Annotated in this window: 3 protein-coding genes; all 3 read left to right on the forward strand. The window is 47.8% G+C overall.

All coding sequences use genetic code 11. The annotated features are described in order from the left end of the window. Positions 1 to 1,170: hypothetical protein (locus GXO76_06575; GenBank protein ID NOY77519.1), on the forward strand; the 1,170-nt coding region annotated here is incomplete at its 5' end. 72 nt (positions 1,171 to 1,242) lie between these two features. Then, positions 1,243 to 3,999: an insulinase family protein gene (locus GXO76_06580; GenBank protein ID NOY77520.1), complete on the forward strand. Its 2,757-nt coding sequence runs from the start codon at positions 1,243 to 1,245 to the stop codon at positions 3,997 to 3,999. A gap of 41 nt (positions 4,000 to 4,040) precedes the next feature. Continuing rightward, positions 4,041 to 5,077 (forward strand): hypothetical protein (locus tag GXO76_06585; protein NOY77521.1); only part of this gene is annotated, 1,037 nt, incomplete at its 3' end.

Raw genomic sequence — 5,077 nt, forward strand, 5'->3', positions numbered from 1 at the left:
TACGAAAAGAATTTTACCCTTACGGATACAACAACCGGGAATTACTGGTACAACGGCCCCATTATTCAAGCCATTTATTCGAGAAAACTGCCGTTGAATTTTTCACTGGGCATCGCATTTAATTACACCGTGCAGCTGGGGCTTAAGGATGTGTACACCAAGGTGGAATCCATTCGGCGCACGATTTTCCCGGGAGTGGGGTTAAGCTGGGGCGTTCAAACCCGTCAGGGGCAACTATCAAGACACCCGTCTTCGCCTGAAAACAGCTTTTCGGAAAGGACCGGATTAAAATACGGGGCGGGAGTTTTCATTTATCCGTACGACAACAAGACCCGCCTGACGGCGGTAAAGGAAATGCGCGATGCGGTCGTCTACCGCCAAATTGGTCTTCTAACCCGCTTTCGGGAGGTGAGAGGCAAATATATTCGGGATTATCGGACCAAAGGGGTTCTAATTGGCGGACAGGTTTTTCTGGCGCTTTCGCAGGCAGTTCATTTTGGCTTTTCCAACCAGTACCGGGCTTTTGGAACCACCGCGACGGACAATCTTTTTGTGAAGCGGGGCTACGAACAGCATATTCAAAATACAACCCTTGCGCGAATGGTTTTCCGCAAGCATGGCTGGCAAATGAGTACGCAGGTTTTACGAGAGTCATTTGACGGGTGGTCAAAAACCATCGAATATGGCTGCCTGTACGGAGAAGAATCCCGGCAGCGGATTACGGCCGGAATTGGCATTGGAACCAATCGAATGTGGCTACCGATCACAATGGGTGTGGAAGTTTACGGGGGTCGATTTCAACGAACGTACAGGGATTATCTTTCCCATCAATTTATTGAAAACAGACAACCGGAATGGGAACTCCGTGCCGGTCTGGAATTTCCCGTTTTTTCGGATGCCTGGCGGCTGCGTTTGGGAGGGAATTGGAGCGAACGGGTTCCTGACCTTCTTTATCTTTACGAGCGGGAGAAGCTCTGGAAACTCACATCCGGTCTCTCCTGGCGAGCATCCGGATTCAGGCTCTCTCTACTCGGAACATTTCGTTCCCGAATTCCGGATGGCGCACATGTTGAAATCGGTCAGCCTTTACACGAGATGTCACCGTTCATACCCACCGGGCATCGCCAGAGAGTAACCTTTCAAATCATTTTACAGCTTTTTGAAAAATAGGAACAAACACTTTTACACCACCCAAATTGTTTGCAAGTGGATTTCAGACCCAAATCATAAGGAGATGTGCAGATGTCATTTTTGAAAATTCGCCGGAATTTTTTTGTAGGACTGGTTATTTGTGGGTTGTTTCCAACGCTTCTCTTCGGCAGTGTTAAGGAGGGGCAGGTTGTTGAACATGTTTTATCAAACGGTTTGAAGGTTTTGACCGTGGAAAATCACAATTCCCCCATTATTTATTCGCAGATCACCTACAAGGTGGGCTCCCGCAACGAACATTTCGGCATCACCGGCATCTCCCATCTGGTGGAACACATGATGTTCAAGGGAACGCCAGCGTATCCGGGACAGGTTTTGAAAAATCTCATCAAAAAAAGCGGCGGCATTTACAACGCTTTTACAACCAAAGATTTAACGGCTTATTATGAGCAGGTACCCAAGAATAAAATCGGCGTGGTTCTGGCCATTGAGGCCGATCGGATGCACAATTCAAAATTTGATCCCAAAGAATTTCAACATGAACGCGAAGTGGTTATTGAAGAACGGCATATGCGTACAGATGACAGTCCCAAGGGAATGTTCGCTGAAGAATTTAATGCCATCGCATTTAAGAGCCATCCGTACCACAATCCTACCGTAGGCTGGATCAGCGATATTCAGGCTGTCACCCGCGACCGGGTTTACCAATACTACAAAACCTATTACGTTCCCAACAATGCGACTCTTGTGCTTGTGGGAGATTTTGACACCGCTCATATCATGAAGCTGGTAAAAAAATACTACGGTGTTATTCCAAAGGGCAAACCGGTTCCCCCGGTGGTTTCCGTGGAAGAACCTCAAAATGCCCGCCGCACGCTTACGTACAAGCGGGCTGATTTGAAGATGCCCGTCTTGCAAATGTCGTTTCATACCCCCGCTTTTGGGAATCCGGATTGTGCTCCGCTGACAATTGCCGCACAGATCATGGGCGGAGGCCGATTTTCCCGTCTAAAAAAGGCACTGACCCAGAAAAGAAATTGGGCGCGTTCCGTACGCGTATTTTTCGAAAAAGGGAAGGATCCCCAGCTTTTCTCCTTCATTGTTGAGCTGTACCCAAAATATCAATCCAAGTTGGATTCGGTAGAAACAATTATTTGGGATGAAATCCGAAAAATGCAAACGGAACCCATTACGGACTACGAATTTCAAAAGATTAAAAATAATCTCAGAGCAGATGAATTAATAAAGGATGAAAAGGTTTCGGCAATTGGAGGAAAACTGAGCCGTTATGAAACCCTTTTAAGCTGGAAATACCGGGACGAGTGGCCAAAGGAACTTAAAGCCGTTACGAAAGCAGATATTCAGCGTGTGATGAACACCTATTTTGCACCCGAAAAAGTGACGGTGGGGTACCTGCTTCCCGATACGTCCAAGGTAAAACGACGCGCCTTGGCCCTCAAAAAACACCATAAAAAATTGAAAAGTGATGTTCCTGAGGGACACGGAGGTGTCCAGCCACCCGTTACCACGAACAGTGAAGCCATCTCCCTCAACGACATCATCCGGCCGCGCCCCGTTGCCAACCGAATCCACACATTCACGTTGAAAAATGGCATCCGTGTGTACGCCATTGAAGATCACACCGTTCCTGCATTTCGTCTTCATGGCATTATTGACACCGGAAACATGCCGGAAGAAGCAAAACTGCACGGGATTGCCAACTTCTTCGGGAAAATGATGAATCGGGGAACACAGAAGCACACCTTCGAACAGTTGAGTCAGATGAAATCCTTCATTCCGATTGGCTGGCAGGTTCAAGCACACAACGGGGCTATTCTTTTTAATGGATTCAGTCTGCACGAAGATGTAGACTCCCTTTTCATCATTGGGAAGGAAATTCTTTTTGAACCGTCTTTTCCAAAGGATCAAATGGACCGTGTTCGAAAGTCAACCATTGCCCTTCTGAAATCGGCAGAAAAGGGAACCGGCTGGAAAACAAGCGTATTCCTTTTCTCCCATGTTTACAAAAACCATCCCTACGGCTGGATGGCGGGGGGAACTCCCGAAAGCCTGCAAAAAATCACACAAAAGGATCTTTTCGCCATCCACAAAAAATACGTCCGGCCTGAACGGACCCAACTGATCGTTTTGTCCGACTTTTCAATAAAAGAACTCCAATCGCTCCTGAACACAAAATTTGGCCACTGGAAAAACAAAACACCGTTTACCTACCACGAGTTTCCGGAGGTTCCACCCACACGCGGCCGAATGGTGAAGGCCTTCCCAATGCCCGGCAAAAAGCAGGTCGATGTGAAAATGGGATTTCGCTGGGTTGCCAAAACCGATCCCAATCTGGATGCACTGGATGTGCTGAATGACATCCTTGGAGGAAGCACATTAACCTCACGTCTGGGTGTTACCATTCGCGATAAAATGGGTCTTACTTACGGAATCACGACCAAAACCCGGACGCGAAAAATGGGAGGCATCTGGTTCCTGGCTGCCAAAACAGAACCTCAGCACGTTCAGAAATTAATTCGGGAATCCTTTAAAATTATTGATCAGGTTCGGGAAAACGGCATCACCGAAACCGAGTTAAAAAAGGCCCAGTCGTTCGATCTGAGAATCTTGCCCATGGTCGTTGAAACGCCGGCCGACATCCTGAATCTTGTAACGGACATGGTTAAATACGGCCAGCCCCTGACCTATTTTGACACCTACTACGACCGGATCATGCGGCTCAAGGTAAGCACCATCAACCGGTTGGCCAAAAAATATTTAAATACAAACAATTACGTGTTAACCGTTGCGGGTGATGTGCCAGCAAATGTGCTGGATGAATTTAAATGAACCCGGATCAGGAAATTCACACCAAAAAAGGAGGAGGTCAAATGAAAAAGTATTTGTTAAGCCTGGCAGTTGTTGCGATGGCTTGGGGCGTCTTTTCCGGAGGCCTGTTTGCACAGGGTGTCTGGGAAGTCGCATCCCAACCGACCATTGATGCAACACTTTACACAGTGGATGTTTTGGAGGATGGTCTCCATTGTTGGTTGGGCGGCTATGGAGGCTTGTTGTATTACTCGGATGACGGTGGGAACACCTGGCAGGCACAAAATTCAGGCGTTTCCAAATCGATTGAATCAATTAAATTCCTGACCGATTCGCTTGGATTTGCGGCCACTTACGATGGAAATATTTTGCGAACGTTTGATGCCGGATCGACATGGGAAAAAATACCAACAGCCAACAGCACTGCACTTTATTCCATGAGTGCCGTGGACAGCTCCCATGTTTGGGCGGTTGGAAAAGCCGGAACGATTCTGTTTTGTAACGGTGACACGGTTGTGACCCAGGCCTCAAATATTACAAAGGATTTGTACGGTGTCAGCTTTTACGATACCCTGAACGGAATTGTGGTGGGCAAAAATCAAACCGTTTTGTACACAAAAGACGGCGGAGCCACCTGGGCCGTTGCCAGCTCCGTTCCCGCTGCCGAAAACAAGGATTTCAATGCGGTAAAAATGACGAACGATTCCACCGCCTGGTTGGTTGGTGACGGTTTCGGCGCGGGAATTATCCTAAAATCGATCTTTATGAAAACAACCGATGGCGGCGACACCTGGACGCTTTACGATTCGGACACCTACAAAAACATGTGGTCGGTTGATTTTTACGATGAATCCCACGGAGCCGCCGTGGGTGACCACGGTGTGGTCTACACAACCGATGACGGAGGCACAACCTGGACGCTAAAACCCTACGGATTCGGATTTACGGCCAAATCCGTTAAAAGAATCGGAGACAATTTGTGGGTTTCCGGTTACGACGGTTCTATTGTAAAATCCACGGACGGGGGGGACACCTGGACCTATCTGGCCAAAAATGGTCCCAATTTGTACGCCATGGCGTTTGCTTCCAAAACAAACGG

This window comes from Calditrichota bacterium (genome assembly GCA_013151735.1).
In the GTDB taxonomy this organism is placed as follows: domain Bacteria; phylum Zhuqueibacterota; class JdFR-76; order JdFR-76; family BMS3Abin05; genus BMS3Abin05.

Coding starts and splice junctions, on each gene's coding strand:
- GXO76_06580 (NOY77520.1), top strand. CDS start 1,243: ATGTCATTTTTGAAAATTCGCCGGAATTTTTTTGTAGGACTGGTTATT.